Below are 14,813 nucleotides of genomic sequence, written 5' to 3' on the forward strand. Positions count from 1 at the left end.
AACACCGCTAAGGTGCGGTTGTCGTTTTTTCCGACACTGCTCGCAGGCCCTTGGCTTGCGGGACAGTGAGTTGAAGCTGGACCTGGCGGGGTCGCGCAAGCGGCCCCGCCTTGTTTTTGGCATTGGCGAAACCTGCGCGACTTCATCAGTTTGCCGGATGCGTGTTCTGATCGTGGACGATGAAGCGAGCATTCGACGGACCACGCGCATCGCCGTCGAGACCACGGGCCACGCAGTCACCGAAGCGGCGAGCGGAGCCCGAGCGCTCAAGCTGCTCGAGGAAACTTCCTTCGATGCCGCGTTCGTCGATCTCAAGCTGGGCGCGGAGGATGGACTGGATCTGCTGTCGAAGCTGCTCAAGGCGCAGCCGCAGATCGCGGTGGTGATGTTCACTGCGTACGCGAACGTCGCGACCGCCGTCGAGGCGATGCGACGCGGCGCGTTTGATTTCATTCCGAAGCCGTTCACGCCGGATCAGATCCGCGGAGTGCTCGCGAAGATCGAGAAGAACCGGGCGCTCGAGAGTCGGCTCGCGTCGCTGGAAACGCAGCTGGCCGACGCGTCGCCGCCGGTGGACCTCGAATCCGCCGAACCGCCGGTGCAGCGGGCGCTGGAGATTGCGTTCAAGGGTGCGGAGACGCCCGCGACCATCCTGATCCTGGGACCGAGCGGCACGGGCAAGAGCGTGCTGGCGCGGGAAATCCATCGCCGCAGCGCGCAGCGCGACGCGGCGTTCGTGACGGTGAATTGTCCGAGCCTGTCGCGCGAGCTGCTCGAGAGCGAATTGTTCGGTCACGTGAAAGGCGCGTTCACGAGCGCCGTCGCGGATGCCGTGGGCAAGGTCGCCGCCGCTGACGGCGGCACGCTTTTTCTCGACGAGATCGGCGAGCTGCCGCTGGAAATCCAACCCAAGCTGCTCCGGCTGCTCCAGGAACGGGAGTATGAGCGTGTTGGCGATCCGCGGCCGCGACACGCCAACGTGCGCGTGATCGCCGCCACCAACCGCGACCTCGCCGCCGAGATGAAGGCCGGCCGGTTCCGCGAGGATCTGTTTTACCGCTTGAACGTGATCACGGTAACGCTGCCGGGCTTGAGCGAGCGGCCCAGCGATCTGCTGCGGTTCGCGGAGGATTACCGGAAGTTTTTCGCCGCGCGCATGGGCAAGCGCATCTCCCGGTTCGCGCCGCCGGTGCTGGCGGCGTTCGCGGCGTATCGCTGGCCGGGCAACCTGCGCGAACTCCGCAACGTGATCGAGCGTGCGGTGATCCTGACGTCGGGCGAGATCATCGAGCTCCACGATCTCCCCGAGGAGCTGGGCGCGCAGGTGAGCCCGACTGTCGCGGTCGGCGCGCCGGTGACGATCGATGCGCTGGAGGCCGAGCACATCCGGCGGGTGTTGGCGACGGCACGCAACTTGGAGGAAGCCGCGCGCACCTTGGGCATCGATCCGGCCACGCTCTATCGCAAGCGCCAGAAGCTCGGTCTGCTCTGAGGCGCACGGCCGTCTCCATGCTGCGCACCCGCCTCTATCTCGGCTTGCTGCCGCTGCTGCTGTTGGTGGTCGGCTCCGGCGGTTACGCGATTTACGTCACGCGCGAGCTGGCAGGCTCGCTGCAACGCGACCTGATCGGCAACTATCGCGACATCCTCGCGTGCCAGCAGATGCGCGCGTCGGTGCGGCTGATGACCTCCGCGGTTTCGCTCGCGCGCCGCGGCGAGCCGCTCGCTGCGCAACAGGAATTCGAGGAACAACGCGCCGCCTTCACCCGAGAGTTGATGGAGCAGTCGGCGCGCTCCGCCGGCACGCCGCGGGCGGCTTTCATCGAGCGCTTGGACGACGCTTTTACCGAGGTCGCCACGCGCGGCGAGGCCCTGCTGCAGGCCGGCGGAGCCGGGCGGCTCGAAGTGGTGCAGGCGCACGAGCGGGCGCTGTACCGGACGCTGGCCGCGATTGAAGAGTTGAACGGCCGCGACTTCGCCGCCGCGCAGCAGACCGCCGCGCGGGCCGAGCAGATGCAGGCGACGACCGAACGCGTGCTGTTCACGGCGATCATCGTGGCGTTCGTGCTCTCGTTGCTCGTCGCGTGGCGATTGGCGGCGGCGTTGCTCAAGCCGATCAAGGCGCTCACCGCCTCCGCCGTGGCGGTCGGCGAAGGCGAACTCGAACGCGATGTGCCCGCGGAATCGCGCGACGAGCTCGGCCAACTCGGCCGCGCATTCAATCAGATGGCGGTGAAACTTCGCGCCTATCGCGACGCTACGATGGCGAAGGTGTTGCGCACGCAGCGCACGATGGAGGCGACGCTGACCTCCACGCCCGATCCCGTGTTCGTCGTGGCGCGCGACGGCACGCAGGAGGTGCGCAATCCGGCGGCGGACCAACTCGCGGCCACGGCTGACTTCGCGCAGGGTTTTCCGCCGGCGATCGCCGAACCGCTGGCGGACGTGCTCGCCCGCGGCGAGCACTACTTGCCCACCGACTACGGACGCGTGGTGACGTTGCGCGTCGACCGCGAGGATCGTCACTACCTGCCGCGCATCCTGGCCATTGGCGACGCGTTGACGGAGTTCAAAGGTGCGGCCGTGGTGCTGCAGGACGTCACCAAGTTCCGGCTGCTCGACGACGCGAAGACCAACCTGGTCGGCACGGTGAGCCACGAGCTGAAGACGCCGCTCACCGGGCTGCGGATGGCGGTCTATCTTTTGCTGGAGCAGCAGATAGGCACGTTGACCGCGCCGCAGCGCGAACTGCTCGAAGGCGCGCGCGACGATGCGGACCGGCTGCTGCGCATTCTGGATAATCTGCTCGATCTAGCGCGGTTGGAGGCGGGCGCGACGGCGTTGCAACGGCGAGAGATCGGCATTGGCGAGTTGCTCGCGGCCATCACGGCGGAGGCGCGCGGGCTCTTCACGGCGGCAGGCCAGCGGCTGGAGGTGCAGTGTGCGCCGGAGGTCGAGGCCACCCGGCTGCACGTCGATGTCGACCGGTTGCGCCATGTGTTCATCAACCTGTTGGCCAACGCGGCAAAGTTTTCCCCGGAAGGAGCGACGATCCGGTTGAGCGCAGCGAAGGCCGATCCGGGCTTCGTGCGCTTCGCCGTGCACGATGAGGGACCGGGGATTCCCGCGGACGCGTTGACACATGTGTTCGATCGATTCTATCGCGCCCCCGGGCAGACGAAATCCGGCGCAGGGCTCGGGCTGGCGATCGCGCGTGAAATTGTGGTGGCGCACGGCGGCACGATCGCGTGCCGCAGCGAGGAAGGACACGGGGCGGAGTTTCATTTCCTGCTGCCGGTTTGACGCACCGGGCTCGTGCAATCCGCGAACGTCGGGGGCGCACGAGCGCAGGTTGCGCGGCGCGGCGCTAGCCTTCGCCGCGCGACGGCCTGCTCGCTGCGGGTAGCGGCTGCACCGCAAGCAGTTTGGTGGCCCGACCGCGAACTGGCACGGCGCGTAATGCACGCTCCGGTCATGAATCGGCTTTTGGGCTCAGGGCTGCTGTTGGCTGGCGCGGTGATGCTCTACGAGGGCAGGCAGGCGCATGAACTCGCCATGGCGAATGCCGCCGCGATGGGCGCGCCGGACACCTCAGCCAAATCTGTATGGTTGCTGGCATTGGGAGCCGTTGCTATAATTTGGGGTCTGTTCGCGGTGCTGCGTCGAACGATCACCTGAAATCACCGGCGGTCGACGGTCGCGCAACCAACCCTCAACCCACCGAAACGATGAAGAATGATTCTGGAACCGCCACTGAGACCCCGGAGCAAATCGTCGAGCACATCAGCCGGCTGATGGCTGAGGCCGAAGCGATGCTGGAAGGACCCGTCTCCGGACACGGAGGGGAAAAACTCAACAAGCTGCGGGCGCAGTTCGAGTCGCTGCAGGCGAAAGCGTCCTCCGCCTACGGTGAAGCCCGGGACAAGGTCGTCGCCGGCGCGAAAAGCACCGATCAGGTGATTCGGCAGCATCCTTACGAAGCGCTCGCGATCGCCCTGGGCGTGGGAGTGCTTTTGGGCGTGTTGATCCGTCGCAATGACTGAGCGCGGCATGGCCGACGGCGCGGCGCCGACGAGCGGCGGGCTGTTGAACGCAGTCCGCGGTCTCGCGGACGGCCTGTTCGCGTCGGCGCAGCAACGGCTGGAACTCTTCGCCCTCGAGCTGCACGAGGAAAAGCTGCGCGCTGTGCAGCTTTTCATCTGGCTGAGCGTCGCCGTTTTTGCCGGCGGACTTGGCTTGATCTTCGCGAGCGTGACCGCGGTTTACCTTTTCTGGGAGACGGCGCGGTTGCCGGTGCTAATCACGCTGACGCTCGTCTATCTGTTCGTTGCCGTGGCGGCGGCATGGGCGGCGCGCCGCTGCTTGAAACGACTGCCGAAACCGTTCGAGGCCAGCCTGGCTGAACTCCGCTCCGATCGCGCATGTATTCCACCGCGGACTTGGACGAACTGACGCAGCGCAAGCGCGTGTTGCAGCAGCAGATCGCGCTTACGCGCGAGCACTGTGCGTCGTTCGCGACGGAGATCGCCCGTCCGCTTGCGTTGATCGACCGGGCGCGAGCGCAATGGAAACGAGTCTCGCCGGTGGTGAAGCTGGCGACGATTCCGCTCGCGCTGCTGCTGTTCCGAGGCCGGGCCCGCGTGCGCGCGCGGATCCGCTTCCTGCAGGGGGCGTGGCGCTGGATGCCGGTGGTGTTGGGCGTTGCGCGCTGGGCGCGGGCGTCGAGGCCTGTGAGCTAGCGAAGCGGCGCTCAGGTCTTGCGACGCAGGGTCGGCGCGGCGGACTCCATCTGTCCGCGCGTGACGCCGAGCTGATTCAGCAGCTTGAGCTCGCGCCAGAGATCGGCGCCGCTGATCTCGCCGCGCAGGAGCCGGGCGTAGCGGTCGACCGTGCGCGCGACTTCGTCCGGTGATTCATTGACGAACTCGACCCGGAACTGACGCGCGCCGAGTTCGAGCAACCGCGCGACATACTCGGCACCAGTCTGCGCGCGGTTGTTGAACACGGTATTGCGGCAGCCGGCGTCCGCTTTCAGCGGAAGTTCGGCGCCGACGCGGTCGCGCAGCGTCACCCGGTGCCGGTCGCAAGGCCGGCCGCAATCGCGATAGTCCTTGCCGTCCGAGAGGAACGCGCAGAACACGCAATGCTCCATGTGAAACATGGGCATGTGCTGGTGAATCGTGAGGTCGAACCAGGCGGGCGGCGCGCGCAGGAGCAACGCTTCGAGCTGGGTAAAATTGAGGTCGTAGCTCGCCGTCACGCGTTCCAAGCCGTAGCGGTGGAGGAAATATTCGGCGCTCAGCGGATTCGCGACGTTGAGGGAGAAGTCGCCGCGTTTTCGGTCCGCGGCGAAAAACGCGAGATGGTCGTAGTTGCGGATGAGGTAGCCGTCGGCGTTGCAGGAGCGCACCTGCGCGAGAATCCATTCTTCGCCCGGTTTGAAAATCCGCGGAGCCGCGACCCAGATGCTGGAATTTTCGATTTTCGATTGGGGATTTTCGAGCTGCAGCGTGCGGAAGCGGGCGACGGCGTCGCGGTAATGTTTCGGGTTTTCGAATTCGGCGTAGATCGTGCGCGCACCGGCGGACCAGGCCGGCTCGAGTTGCTCCGGCAGCCGGATCACGGCGATCAGTTCAGCGGCGCCGGCAGGTGGCTCCGTTGCCACCTGGGCTGAGATCGCGCTCACGGAGGACCGCGGCTCCGCGGTCGCCGCGGCGGACCACGTCCAGCGCTTCGGTTGGGCGCGCAGGTGCTCGAGCGCGGTGACGAGCTCGCGGCGCAGCCGATTCAATTCACTGACCGGCAGGATCACGTTGCCCTCGAGGTGCGACTGCAATTCGCCCAGCTTGAACGGCGTACCGCCGAGTCGCGCGAGCTGCTCGTGCAATCGTTCGCGTGTGAGCGGCTGCGTCGCGGCGGCTGCGAGTGGCAGCGCCGAGGCGAGCTGCACCACGTGGCCCTCGCCATCGCGGGCGACGATCGTGAGCGGCGAGCCGGCGTGGCCGTGGACCTCCATCGTGATCGGTCGCTGGTGGCGGATCTTGTCGCCGGCATAGGTCGCCCGCAGTTCGCGGTCGAGCGCGGGATCGTTGGTCTTCCACACGCGCTGGCCCGGGGCCACGCGCCGCCAGTCGATATCGCCGCGGCCGAACCGCAGCGTGGTCAGGCGTGAATGGGGTTCAGCTTCGACTTGGTAAACGCGACCGCCTTCCTCGCGCTGATCGGGTTGACCGGCATCGAACACCACGCCGTCGCCGGGTTTCAACGGAGCCGTGAGCTGGACGGCGACGGATTCGTGGGCGACGCGCGCCACTTCGCCGAGATATACACCGCGCTTGGTGCCGAATCGCGCGTGCACCAGTTCCTGGTTGTTCGTGCCGCGAAACCAGCCGGTTTGCAGCCCGCGCGAGAAGGTCATCTCGAGCTCGTAGCGCGCGGAGGGATCCACCGCGGCGGAGTTCGAGGATGCGCCGGACGGGGCCGCGGCTGCGGAGAAAATCCGATCGAGCGCGGCGCGATAAACCCGCGTGATGCTCGCGACGTATTCGGCGGACTTGAGCCGGCCTTCGATTTTCAGCGAAGCGACGCCGGCGCGCACGAGCTCTGGCAACACCTCGATGCCGGCGAGATCCTGTGGGCTGAGTAAATAGCGGCGGTCGCCGAGCGGCACCTGCTGGCCGTCGGCAATGAGATCGTAGGGCAACCGGCACGCCTGCGCGCACTCGCCGCGGTTGGCGGAACGACCGCCGAGCGACTCGCTGGTCAGGCACTGGCCGGAATAAGCGACGCAGAGCGCGCCGTGCACAAAAACCTCCAGCGGCATCGGTCCGCGGGCCGAGGCCGCGTCGACCGCGCGGATTTTTGCGATGTCGGCGAGCGAGTTTTCGCGCGCCAGTACGACGAGCTGCGCCCCAAGCTCGCGGGCAAAGTCCACCCCGGCCGCGCTGGTGATCGTCATCTGCGTCGAGCAGTGGATGGGGAAATCCGGCGAAAACCGCCGGATCAGCCGGCAGATGCCGACGTCCTGGACGATCGCCGCATCCACGCCAGCGGCGATGATCGTGCGCACGTAGTCTTCCGCTTCGGCGAGCTCGTTGGCGAATACCAGCGTGTTGAACGTGACGTAGCCGCGCACACCGCGGCGATGCAGAAACTCCATCAGCGATGGCAGGTCGGCCTCGGTGAAATTCTTCGCGCGCATCCGCGCGTTGAATCGATCCAGCCCGAAATAGATCGCGTCAGCGCCGTTTTCGACCGCGGCTCGAACGCATTCCCAGTCGCCGGCGGGCGCGAGCAGTTCCGGTCGCATAGCGGAACGCGAGGCGAGGGAAGGAGAGGGCGCGGCGGCGACGGACATTGGCGGAGAAACTGTGCGAGCAGCGGTGGGCGGGCAAGCAACCGCAGCGACCGGCGACAGAATCTGGTGCGCGATGCGTAGTTGGGCGGCCGCGAGGAAGCGGACGAACCTACTCGAGAGAAGGTTCCTGCTGCTTCAGCCGAACCTGTTCGTGCAGCAGTTGCAGGAATTGCTGGGCGCCACGGCTCTGGTAACGCTGCAAGTGACGCACGACGACGAGCTCGCGCGTCGGTGCGCTGCCGGTCAGCCGCAGGTAAGTGAGCGTCTCCCGGTCTTTCTCTTCCTGGTCGACGCGGGGCAGGATCGAGATCGCCAGTCCCATCGCGACGAGAGTCTTCAGCGTAGCGACTTGCGCGCACCGATAGCCGACCTTCGGTTGGAAGTTGTGCCCGCCGAAGAAGCTGCGGATTTGGGCGGCGAGCGTGCTGGATTCGCCCATCGTGACGAAGGTCTCGTCGGCGAGGTCGTTGATCGAAATTTCCTTTCGCGTCGCAAACGGGTGATTTTTGCCGACAACCAGCAGCAGCGGCTCGGTCATCAACGGCTCAACGGACACGCGTGGATCGTCCACCGGCAGTGTGACGATCGCCAGGTCCAGGTCGCCCTCGACGACGCCGTGCACCAAGTCGACCCGGAAGTCCTCGATCAGGTTGATCTGAAGGTTCGGCAGCTCGCGTTTGCACACCTCGATCATCGGCAGCAGCAAATACGGGGCGACCGTCTGGATCGCGCCGACCGTGATTCGGCGATCCAGCGAGGGGTGATCGCTGAGTTCCTTGGCGGCGTTCTCGACGTCGTAGACGATTTGCCGCGCCCGCTCGATGAAAACGGCGCCCGCCTCGGTGAGCACGGCGCGCCGGCCGAGCCGGTGGAAAAGTTTGTGGCCAACCTCTTTTTCCAGATTTATAATCTGTTGGCTTAGCGACGGCTGAGTCACGTTGCACCGCTCCGCCGCCCGGGTGAAGTTTCCCGTGTCGGCCACGGCCACGGCGTAGCGGAGTTGGTATAATTCCATAGGAGGATCCTATGGATCAGATAGGATAACGCAATTTCAACTATTGAAGGGTTTGCCGTATTATCCCGTCGCACCGGTTCCTGACGGAGCCGACCAGCAACGACAAACACACATGAAATACAGCAAACTGATCCTAGCGGCCACCCTTGGCGCAGTCGCCCTCGCCGCCTTCGTGCTTTCTTTCCGTTCCCCCGTTGGTGCCGACACCGTGATTGCCTACGGCAGCGTTCTCGCGCTGCTCGCAGTCACCGCGGTGGAATACCGCATCAACTGGCGACGGGTATTCGGCCGCTAATTCGGCTGAGTGACGTAACACCTAATAACAAGGGGCCCGGGCAACCGGGCCCCTTTTTCGTGCCCGCACCGCCCGGAGGGAGGTTGCCAAGGCGGTCGCGTGCCGGGACTCTCTGCCTGCGTTTAGACAAAACCGGCCGCCGGCGCCGCTCTATTGGAAAACAACGCGCTCCACCCACATGGAGGATGTCGATGACCACACGTCTTGGGCAGAATGGTTTCAGCTTCACGGCTCCAGGCTGCTGCTGTGCGCCCGGCAATGGACGCCCTCGCTGGCGGACGCCGAGGACGTGGTTCAGGAAGGATTCGTTCGCTACTGGAAACATCAGCGGCATTTGGGCGGAGATCCCTTTGCGCTGGTGCTTACGTCGGTGCGGCGCGCGGCATTGGATCGTGCGCGGAGCGACGCACGGCGGGCGCAACGCGAGGATCACTATGGCCAGGAAGGAAGTGGGGACGCGCCGTTCTTCGCCGTTGGCGCTGAGGCCGATGAACGCACCCGCGCGGTGGAAGCGGCGCTGCGACAGCTGCCGGCCGAGCAGCGCGAGGTCCTCGTACTCAAGCTCTGGGGCGAACTCACCTTCGCCGAGATCGCTCGGGAGTTGGACCTTTCGCCCAACACCGCGGCCTCGCGCTACCGCTATGCGCTCGGAGCGCTCAAGGAGCACTTGACCGCTGCTGATTGCCATGGATGACGCATTTCAAGAACTGGAGAGCGAGCTCCGCGGGCTGATGCCGTTAGCGCCGTCGCACCGGTTGCGGACGGCAATCGCCCAGGAACTGGCGCCGAATCGGAATCACGTGCGTTACGTGTGGTGGGCCCTGCCGATCGCTGCGGCCGTCGCGCTCGCCGCGAGCCAGTGGTCAGCCGATCCCGCGGCCGGGCGACTGGATTCGCCGCCCGCCGGGGCCGCGGCGCAAGTGCCAGCGGACGTGTTTCGGCCGGTGGCGGCGGAGAACGTGCTATTGCGCTCCGAAGAGGAGGGCGTCCTCACGTTCGCTGACGGCACGCCAGCGCGGCAGATCCGCGCATCCTACGTCGACACGATCACGTGGCGGAATCCCGCGACGAACGCCTCGCTGACGTGGACGCTGCCACGCGAGGAGATCCGGGTGGTTCCCGTTTCGTACCAATAAGGCGTCCGATTTTCCCACCTATGAAAACATCGATGTGTGTTACGCTCGCATTCGCGGCGCTGGCCTCCTGCTTGTCGGCGGCGCAGCCGGAAAAATCCGATGGCAGACCGCAGCCAGCCGACGCTCCCGCGGCGCCGAAGTCGGAGCGACGGGTCTTGATCCGACATGAACGCGCGACCGGCGAGACCGAAAACGTGCCATTTCTCGGGGTCGAGACGGGCCGCATTTCGCCGACGCTGACCGCGCAACTCGGGCTCGCGGAAGGCGCCGGTTTGATCGTGCGCAGCGTGGTGCCGAACAGCCCCGCGGCCGCGGTGCTGCACGCGCATGACGTGTTGCTCAAGCTCGACGACCAGATCCTGGTGGAGACGCATCAGCTCGCGGTTTTGATCCGCCAGCGCAAGGAAGGCGACGAGGTGGTGCTCACCTACGTTCGCGCAGGAAAACAGGAAACGGCCAAGGTGAAGCTATCGACCCAGGCGGTGCCGAAGCTGGCCCTGCGCGCGCCGTTGGGTGGCGACGAGGGTTTCGATCGGCTGCTGCGCGACGGAGGCGAGATGCCCCACGAGGATCTCAACCGTGTCTTGTCGCTGCTCGATCAACGCGCCGCTCGCGCGCCCGAGGCATTGCATCGTTTCGCGGAATCATCCGGCCCGGGGCCGCATATTCGTGCGCTCAAGGTCCACCCCGCCAACAGCAACATCGTGTTCACCGATGACGAGGGCGAATTGGCTCTCACCATCAAGGACGGCAAGAAAACACTGGTCGCGAAAGATCCGAAAGGCGAGGCGCTCTACTCCGGCCCGATCGACACGCCGGAGCAACGCGCGGCCCTGCCCGACAAGGTGCGTGATCGGCTGGAGCAGATCGAGTCGATGGACGACTTCAGCTTTCGCGCCGAGGAGGATCTGCCGAACAAACTGCGCGTGCTGAAGCCGTCTGCGCGACGGGTCCAGCCACCGCGGCATCTCCGCACGATGCAACACCGCCGGGCGCCGGCCGCCATCTGACCGTGTTGGCGGGCCCGGGTGACGCGTGGGCCCGCGCGATGCGAGGGCCGTTTAGCTCGCGGCGGCGGGCGGCGGCTCAGCGAGGGGGGCGGCCGGGCGTTTGACGAACGCCGAGGTGATGAGCGCGAGAATGGTGCCGAAGAGCATTCCGCCGATGATCTGGAAGACGGCTTGAAGCGCCGGATGCGACATCTTGCGCATCATGCCTTCGGCGGCCTCCATCTGGGAGCTGCTCATCCCCGCGGCTTCCCATTTCGCGATCTGCGCCTGCACCGCCACCTCCTGGAGGTTGGGATTGATCATGTTCGCGTAGACGTATTGGAGGACCGTGCCGAAGAGCGTGGCGAACAGCACGATCATCACGCCGGCGCCGAGTGCGCGGCCGTATCCAAACGCCTCGGTCGCGGGTACCTCTTGGCGGCGGGCCTTGGTGCCGAGAAGCAGGCAGGTGACGCCGATCACCAGGCCGATCGCGAGGGCAATCCACTGTCCGGTCTGCAGCTTCTCCGGCGAGGAGTGGAAGCCGGTGAAGAACAACGCCAGGTTCAGCAGGGCTCCGGCGAGCGCCCACACTACACCGTAGGTAACATAAGTTTTCATCGCGCCCGCCACCATGACGGGGCGCGGTCAGAAAACAATCCTGCTGTGGACCGACGGTTGTCTTAACGCTTGAACGGTCGGATGATTGGCGGCCGATCAGCTGTTGTCGCCGTCGATCATCCGGCCGAGTCCGCCGAGCAGCGAGCCTTCCTCGCGACCGCCGCGGCCGGTCTGCGGGGCGGCGGCGATGATCCGGCCTGCCAGCCGCGAGAACGGCAGCGACTGAAGCCAAAGCTTGCCCGGACCGCGGAGCGTGGCGAAGAACAGGCCTTCGCCGCCGAACAATGCGGATTTGATGCCGCCGACCCACTGAATGTCGTAATCGACCGACGGCTGAAAGGCGACGATGCACCCGGTGTCGACGCGCAGCAGTTCGCCCGGCGCCAGGGTTCGTTCGCACAGCGTGCCGCCGGCGTGGACGAAGGCCCAGCCGTCGCCGGTAAGCCGCTGCATGATGAAGCCTTCACCGCCGAACAGACCCGCGCCCAGCCTGCGCTGAAACGCGATGCCGATGCTCACCCCCTTGGCCGCGCACAGAAAGGAGTCTTTCTGCGCAATGAGCTCGCCGCCCACGTCGGCAAGTTTGATCGGGAGAATTTTTCCCGGGTAAGGTGCGCCGAACGAGACGCGCTTTTTGCCCGCGGCCTGGTTCTGAAACACCGTCATAAAGAGGGATTCGCCCGTGAGCAGACGCTTGCCCGCGCCGAGCAGCGCGCCCATCACGCCCGAGTTCCGCGTCGAGCCATCGCCGAAGACCGTTTCCATGGCGATGCCGTCCTCCATGAACATCATGCCGCCCGCCTCGGCGACGACGGCCTCGGCCGGATCGAGCTCGATCTCGACGAACTGCATGTCGTCGCCGTGGATCTGGTAATCAACTTCGTGCATGGTGCTCATAGCCGGGGGGAAGAGGTTCAGCGGGCGTTTAGGCGGTAATGCGACAAGTGACTCCCGCCGCGAGGCGGAGAGTCACTTGGAGCCGCGCAGGATGACGCGGGATCGGCATCAAGCGGCAAGCCGGAAACGATTCGGCCCACGGACGGCCGCCGTGCGGACGGCGGCGACCCGGGGTTGCCAGCGGCGGGTAGCCGGCGCGTAGTCATGCGCCATGATCAGCAGGAGGAGGGCGGAGGAGGCGGTGAGAAAGCAGGCGGCAGTGTAGTGGCCGGAGATGAGTCCGAACGCGAACCCGGCGGTGGCCAGGAGGGAAAGGCGCGAGAGAAGGGAAACGAGTTTCATGGCGTGTGTGATTGCGGTCATGGCAGGTCTGGATGTCGCAAAAACACGACGTGCCCGGAAAAGTTACAGGCGGCCCGAGAAACATGACACAACCGATGGTCGACGCAGTTTCCGCGCGGGGCCGCTGGCGCAGCTCTCAGGGTGGTTTTGACGAAACATCGTCCACGTGCTCCGGGTGCTCGGCCACGTGCGGGCGACGACCCGCGTGAAATGACTAACGGAGCATCGCCTTGACCAGCCGGTCGTCGCCGTCGTTGGGCGCAGGCGAAAGGTGGAGCGCGGCGCAGAGCAGATTGTAGATGTGGATGTTCTCCACGCGTTCGATCACGGTGCCGCCGGATTGGAACGAGGGACCGGAGGCAATCAGGATTCCGTGCATCGATTCGAGTTGCGGGTCGTAGCCGTGCTGGCCCTGGGGAAACTCGCGCTGGGCCTTCGCGAACGAGACGCGCGACATCACTTGCCAGCCCTCGGCCGGCACGATCCAGATCGGCGGCACGCGCGGGCTATGCGGATCGACGTGAAAATGCGCCGGCAACTCCTCGGCGCGATAGGCCTTCGCCACCGCCGGCAACTTGGCAAGCGCGGTCAACACGGTTGCGGGATCGACTCCCGGCCGCGGACGGAGCCCCACCGTGCTGTGTTCGAAGTCGAGCTCCACCGTCCCGAGATCGAGGTAATCGTCCAGGAGAACGACGCGCTCCGGGCTGGTCGAGGTCATGCCATGATCGGAGACGATCACGTAATTCGGGGTGAGGCCGAGGCGCGCCAACCGGTCACGAATTTCCCCGATCTCGGCATCGAGTTGGCGAAGGGTTCGCGCCAACTTGGGCGAATCGGGGCCGAAGTGATGCCCCGCGGAGTTCGACTCCTCGAAGTAGAAGGTCGCAACGGCGGGGCGTTCCGGCTCCGGCAGCGAGAACCAACGGACGAGTTCGGCGAGCCGATCGGAGAACGGGGCTTGGGGATCGAAAGGCCGCCACCAGGTGGGCCGCACCCCCTCGATCGCCGCCTCGGAACCGATCCAGAAAAGACACCCGCTCTTGCGGCCTTGGCGGACCGCGGTCGCCCAAATGGGTTCGCCATGCCACCAGCGGCTGTCCTGTACCGAAGCGCGCTGGCTGGACACAAATTTGGGGCCGAGTCGCACATCCCGCATCTGGTTGTTGATGATGCCGTGATGCGACGGATACAGGCCCGTGACGATCGAGTAGTGGTTGGGAAACGTGTTTGACGGGAACACCGGGATCAGTCCGCGCGCCGACGTGCCCTCGCGCATGAACCGATGCAGGTTGGGCGTTTCGTCCGCGTAGTGGGCGCAGTAATCCCAGCGGAATCCGTCCAGCGAGATCAGCACGAGCGGTGGAACGGTCTCGGCGGCGCTGCCGACACGGGGCAGCAGCGCCAGCAGGCAGAGGACCAGAAAAAGAATGCGCCGACGACAGCGGGATTTCATCGCGAAAGCGTGACGACCGTAGCGCCCCAGGAGCCCGAATGCTCGTCGCCGAGTCGGAAGGATTTTACCCGTGGACAGCGGCGTAGCAGCGCGTGCACGGTTGTGCGCAAGGTGCCGGTGCCTTTGCCGTGGACGATCCGCACTTCGAAAATCCCGCGTGCGGCGCACTCGTCCAGATAAGCGGGAATCAGCTCACCGAGGTCCGCGGGCCGAAACGTGTGCAGATCCAACTCGCCGGTGATGGGCAAAGGTACGGGATCCGGTTCGGCATTTTGATCGGGCACGTTCAAGCATTCGGCGGCGGCACCGGTCGCACGTCGGCCCCGTTTGGCGCCGGTGGCGGCACAATGGTTTCCGGTGGCGCCAGCGACTCGGGAGGAATGCTCGAGATGACGGGCTCCGTCACGGGCGCGGCGGCCGGAGCGACAGGCGTCAGCCGTTTGGGTTTGTCCTCCAACGCGCGGCGGAACGGCGCGCCCACATCGGGCGTGTCCGGCACCTCGTCGATGGCCTTCTTGATTTCGCGCTCCACTTCGTTGGCCGCTTTTTTGAATTCCCGCAGCGACTTGCCGATGCTCTTGGCCAGCTGCGGCATCTTGTCGCCGCCGAACAGCATCAGCACGACGAACAAGATCAGCATCAGCTCTCCGCCGCCGACATCGGCCAGGATTGCGAGCAGGGTGGAGGAGAAAACCATGGGAAAAT

17 protein-coding genes and 2 pseudogenes are annotated in these 14,813 nt (G+C 65.8%); 11 read left to right on the plus strand and 8 right to left on the minus strand.

Annotated elements, in window-relative coordinates:
• Window positions 1-157 precede the first annotated feature (157 nt).
• The 7 genes and pseudogenes from OTER_RS08325 to OTER_RS08350 all read left to right on the plus strand — a co-directional run bounded on the left by OTER_RS08325 (window position 158) and on the right by OTER_RS08350 (window position 4,739).
• Window positions 158-1,492, plus strand: a complete 1,335-nt coding sequence (locus tag OTER_RS08325; RefSeq protein ID WP_012374464.1) for a sigma-54-dependent transcriptional regulator — start codon at window positions 158-160, stop codon at window positions 1,490-1,492.
• A 521-nt stretch (window positions 1,493-2,013) separates the two neighbouring features.
• Window positions 2,014-2,820, plus strand: a pseudogene (locus tag OTER_RS27040) (histidine kinase dimerization/phospho-acceptor domain-containing protein); the annotation flags it as partial.
• Window positions 2,821-2,988: 168 nt separating this feature from the next.
• Window positions 2,989-3,303 (plus strand): annotated as a pseudogene (locus tag OTER_RS27045) (sensor histidine kinase); the annotation flags it as partial.
• 171 nt (window positions 3,304-3,474) lie between these two features.
• Window positions 3,475-3,678 (plus strand): DUF3185 family protein, encoded by a 204-nt coding sequence (locus OTER_RS08335; protein ID WP_158305391.1) that lies wholly within the window; start codon window positions 3,475-3,477, stop codon window positions 3,676-3,678.
• A gap of 50 nt (window positions 3,679-3,728) precedes the next feature.
• Window positions 3,729-4,043 (plus strand): glycine zipper domain-containing protein, encoded by a 315-nt coding sequence (locus OTER_RS08340; protein ID WP_012374467.1) that lies wholly within the window; start codon window positions 3,729-3,731, stop codon window positions 4,041-4,043.
• The gene (locus tag OTER_RS08345) at window positions 4,036-4,452 is read left to right on the plus strand and encodes a phage holin family protein (RefSeq protein WP_012374468.1); all 417 of its coding nucleotides are present in this window, start codon (window positions 4,036-4,038) and stop codon (window positions 4,450-4,452) included. Before OTER_RS08340 ends, OTER_RS08345 begins: the two co-directional genes overlap by 8 nt.
• Window positions 4,422-4,739, plus strand: a complete 318-nt coding sequence (locus OTER_RS08350; RefSeq protein ID WP_012374469.1) for a hypothetical protein — start codon at window positions 4,422-4,424, stop codon at window positions 4,737-4,739. Before OTER_RS08345 ends, OTER_RS08350 begins: the two co-directional genes overlap by 31 nt.
• 11 nt (window positions 4,740-4,750) lie before the next feature.
• Here the strand turns inward: OTER_RS08350 and OTER_RS08355 are convergent, their stop codons facing one another.
• Window positions 4,751-7,309 carry a U32 family peptidase gene (locus OTER_RS08355; protein ID WP_012374470.1) on the minus strand — a complete coding sequence of 853 codons (2,559 nt, stop codon included), beginning with the start codon at window positions 7,307-7,309 and terminating at the stop codon, window positions 4,751-4,753.
• Between the two features lie 157 nt (window positions 7,310-7,466).
• Complete coding sequence (locus OTER_RS08360) at window positions 7,467-8,372, minus strand: LysR family transcriptional regulator (RefSeq protein WP_012374471.1); 906 nt, start codon at window positions 8,370-8,372, stop codon at window positions 7,467-7,469.
• 112 nt (window positions 8,373-8,484) lie between these two features.
• On the opposite strand from OTER_RS08360, the gene OTER_RS08365 reads away from it, so the two are divergent.
• The 4 genes from OTER_RS08365 to OTER_RS08380 all read left to right on the plus strand — a co-directional run bounded on the left by OTER_RS08365 (window position 8,485) and on the right by OTER_RS08380 (window position 10,813).
• Complete coding sequence (locus OTER_RS08365) at window positions 8,485-8,667, plus strand: hypothetical protein (protein WP_012374472.1); 183 nt, start codon at window positions 8,485-8,487, stop codon at window positions 8,665-8,667.
• Between the two features lie 178 nt (window positions 8,668-8,845).
• Window positions 8,846-9,361, plus strand: coding sequence for an RNA polymerase sigma factor (locus OTER_RS08370; protein ID WP_012374473.1), 516 nt, complete (start codon window positions 8,846-8,848; stop codon window positions 9,359-9,361).
• Window positions 9,354-9,803 (plus strand): hypothetical protein, encoded by a 450-nt coding sequence (locus OTER_RS08375; RefSeq protein ID WP_012374474.1) that lies wholly within the window; start codon window positions 9,354-9,356, stop codon window positions 9,801-9,803. Before OTER_RS08370 ends, OTER_RS08375 begins: the two co-directional genes overlap by 8 nt.
• A gap of 20 nt (window positions 9,804-9,823) precedes the next feature.
• On the plus strand, window positions 9,824-10,813 hold the full coding sequence (locus OTER_RS08380) for a PDZ domain-containing protein (RefSeq protein WP_012374475.1): 990 nt from the start codon (window positions 9,824-9,826) through the stop codon (window positions 10,811-10,813).
• Between the two features lie 51 nt (window positions 10,814-10,864).
• Here the strand turns inward: OTER_RS08380 and OTER_RS08385 are convergent, their stop codons facing one another.
• The 6 genes from OTER_RS08385 to tatA form a co-directional block, all read right to left on the minus strand.
• Window positions 10,865-11,413 carry a DUF4199 domain-containing protein gene (locus tag OTER_RS08385; RefSeq protein ID WP_158305392.1) on the minus strand — a complete coding sequence of 183 codons (549 nt, stop codon included), beginning with the start codon at window positions 11,411-11,413 and terminating at the stop codon, window positions 10,865-10,867.
• Between the two features lie 96 nt (window positions 11,414-11,509).
• The gene (locus OTER_RS08390) at window positions 11,510-12,310 is read right to left on the minus strand and encodes a TIGR00266 family protein (RefSeq protein WP_012374477.1); all 801 of its coding nucleotides are present in this window, start codon (window positions 12,308-12,310) and stop codon (window positions 11,510-11,512) included.
• 108 nt (window positions 12,311-12,418) lie between these two features.
• On the minus strand, window positions 12,419-12,652 hold the full coding sequence (locus tag OTER_RS08395) for a hypothetical protein (protein WP_044891662.1): 234 nt from the start codon (window positions 12,650-12,652) through the stop codon (window positions 12,419-12,421).
• 214 nt (window positions 12,653-12,866) lie between these two features.
• The gene (locus OTER_RS08400; RefSeq protein ID WP_012374479.1) at window positions 12,867-14,108 is read right to left on the minus strand and encodes an alkaline phosphatase family protein; all 1,242 of its coding nucleotides are present in this window, start codon (window positions 14,106-14,108) and stop codon (window positions 12,867-12,869) included.
• Window positions 14,105-14,392 carry a Smr/MutS family protein gene (locus OTER_RS08405; RefSeq protein ID WP_012374480.1) on the minus strand — a complete coding sequence of 96 codons (288 nt, stop codon included), beginning with the start codon at window positions 14,390-14,392 and terminating at the stop codon, window positions 14,105-14,107. The genes OTER_RS08400 and OTER_RS08405 overlap by 4 nt, the downstream gene beginning before the upstream one ends.
• A gap of 2 nt (window positions 14,393-14,394) precedes the next feature.
• Window positions 14,395-14,805, minus strand: coding sequence for a twin-arginine translocase TatA/TatE family subunit (tatA, locus tag OTER_RS25100; protein ID WP_012374481.1), 411 nt, complete (start codon window positions 14,803-14,805; stop codon window positions 14,395-14,397).
• Between the last annotated feature and the right edge of the window lie 8 nt (window positions 14,806-14,813).

This window comes from Opitutus terrae PB90-1 (assembly GCF_000019965.1).
Lineage (GTDB): Bacteria > Verrucomicrobiota > Verrucomicrobiia > Opitutales > Opitutaceae > Opitutus > Opitutus terrae.

Coding starts and splice junctions, on each gene's coding strand:
- OTER_RS08355 (WP_012374470.1), bottom strand. CDS start 7,309: ATGCGACCGGAACTGCTCGCGCCCGCCGGCGACTGGGAATGCGTTCGA.
- OTER_RS08370 (WP_012374473.1), top strand. CDS start 8,846: ATGGAGGATGTCGATGACCACACGTCTTGGGCAGAATGGTTTCAGCTT.
- OTER_RS08365 (WP_012374472.1), top strand. CDS start 8,485: ATGAAATACAGCAAACTGATCCTAGCGGCCACCCTTGGCGCAGTCGCC.
- OTER_RS08375 (WP_012374474.1), top strand. CDS start 9,354: ATGGATGACGCATTTCAAGAACTGGAGAGCGAGCTCCGCGGGCTGATG.
- OTER_RS08380 (WP_012374475.1), top strand. CDS start 9,824: ATGAAAACATCGATGTGTGTTACGCTCGCATTCGCGGCGCTGGCCTCC.
- OTER_RS08400 (WP_012374479.1), bottom strand. CDS start 14,108: ATGAAATCCCGCTGTCGTCGGCGCATTCTTTTTCTGGTCCTCTGCCTG.
- tatA (WP_012374481.1), bottom strand. CDS start 14,805: ATGGTTTTCTCCTCCACCCTGCTCGCAATCCTGGCCGATGTCGGCGGC.
- OTER_RS08385 (WP_158305392.1), bottom strand. CDS start 11,413: ATGAAAACTTATGTTACCTACGGTGTAGTGTGGGCGCTCGCCGGAGCC.
- OTER_RS08395 (WP_044891662.1), bottom strand. CDS start 12,652: ATGAAACTCGTTTCCCTTCTCTCGCGCCTTTCCCTCCTGGCCACCGCC.
- OTER_RS08325 (WP_012374464.1), top strand. CDS start 158: ATGCGTGTTCTGATCGTGGACGATGAAGCGAGCATTCGACGGACCACG.
- OTER_RS08390 (WP_012374477.1), bottom strand. CDS start 12,310: ATGAGCACCATGCACGAAGTTGATTACCAGATCCACGGCGACGACATG.
- OTER_RS08340 (WP_012374467.1), top strand. CDS start 3,729: ATGAAGAATGATTCTGGAACCGCCACTGAGACCCCGGAGCAAATCGTC.
- OTER_RS08350 (WP_012374469.1), top strand. CDS start 4,422: ATGTATTCCACCGCGGACTTGGACGAACTGACGCAGCGCAAGCGCGTG.
- OTER_RS08360 (WP_012374471.1), bottom strand. CDS start 8,372: ATGGAATTATACCAACTCCGCTACGCCGTGGCCGTGGCCGACACGGGA.
- OTER_RS08345 (WP_012374468.1), top strand. CDS start 4,036: ATGACTGAGCGCGGCATGGCCGACGGCGCGGCGCCGACGAGCGGCGGG.
- OTER_RS08335 (WP_158305391.1), top strand. CDS start 3,475: ATGAATCGGCTTTTGGGCTCAGGGCTGCTGTTGGCTGGCGCGGTGATG.